The organism is Mesorhizobium sp. M7A.F.Ca.CA.002.15.2.1, from assembly GCF_003998715.1.
Taxonomy (GTDB): Bacteria; Pseudomonadota; Alphaproteobacteria; order Rhizobiales; family Rhizobiaceae; genus Mesorhizobium; species Mesorhizobium ciceri.
Genome location: NZ_RZPI01001079.1, coordinates 1 through 1067 on the forward strand (window position 1 = coordinate 1; position 1067 = coordinate 1067).

A 1067-nucleotide genomic window follows, 5' to 3' on the forward strand; every position below is an offset into this window, starting at 1 on the left:
GTCCCAGACGGCTAGCCCGACGCTGGTGGTGATCTTGAGGCGGACATTGCCCGACAGCACCGACATGTTGGCGATCGCCTTGCGGATGCGCTCGGCAAACTTGCCCAGAAGCTCGGCGTCCATGTTGGGCGTGACCACGGCGAACTCCTCGCCGCCCAATCGCGCCACCACATCGTGGTAGCGCGTCATATCCTTGAGACAGCTTGCGACGGCCTTGAGCACTTCGTCGCCGACGTCATGGCCATGGGTGTCGTTGACCTGCTTGAAATGGTCGAGATCGAGGATCATCAGCCCGACAGGCTTTTCGATGCGCCGGAACTCCTCGAGATACTCCTTCAGCGCATCATCGAAATAGCGCCGGTTCTGCATGCCGGTCAGGCCGTCGGTCAGCGCCGCATGCTCGAGTGTTTCCGACCGCGCGCTGAGCGAGACCGTCATGGCGCGCAGCTTGCCCTCCTCCGTCGCCTGTTTTCGAATCAGCGGATAGATGAAGAAAATGCCGAAGAACAGCGCGGTGGCCAGGAGCACGCCGGTCGCGAACAAGAGCTTGTTGAGATAGATGACCTTGTCCAGACCCGAAGCCGTATGCAACTCGTCGGCGAAGGACTGCAGAAGTCCATAAGCATGCAGCGTCACCAGGCCGGCGGCCAGGATCACGAATATAAAGACGAAAAACGCTGATTCCGCCTTGTGGAAACGCATCTGCTCCCCGTTGGAAAAGTGCCCATCGACCTTATGGCATGGGCGGGCTTACGGAGGGTTAATTTGGACAACCACAACGGGAACCTTTCCTTGCAGGTAAACTTTTCAGGTTGCATCGGAAGCAAGCGCTGAGATCGTGGTTTCCAGATCATCACCGGGGTGCAACCTCAGCCATTCCGGCCCCAATTGATGCCTGAACCAGGTGGTTTGCCGCTTGGAATATTGCCTGGTCGCGATCTTGTCGCGTTCGATTGCCTCGGGAAAGCCAATCCCTCCGGCCATCGCCGCCTGCAGTTCGCGAACGCCGATCGCTTTCATCGCCGGCAATTCGGGATCGAGGCCAAGTGCCGCAAGCCGCCTGACCT

1 protein-coding gene and 1 pseudogene are annotated in these 1067 nt (G+C 59.1%); both read right to left on the minus strand.

Annotated features, from left to right (window positions below):
• The coding region (locus ENZ74_RS32735; RefSeq protein WP_164761440.1) for a GGDEF domain-containing protein at positions 1-702 on the minus strand (702 nt) is incomplete at its 3' end.
• Positions 703-807: 105 nt separating this feature from the next.
• Positions 808-1067: pseudogene (locus ENZ74_RS32740) on the minus strand (tRNA (adenosine(37)-N6)-dimethylallyltransferase MiaA); the annotation flags it as partial.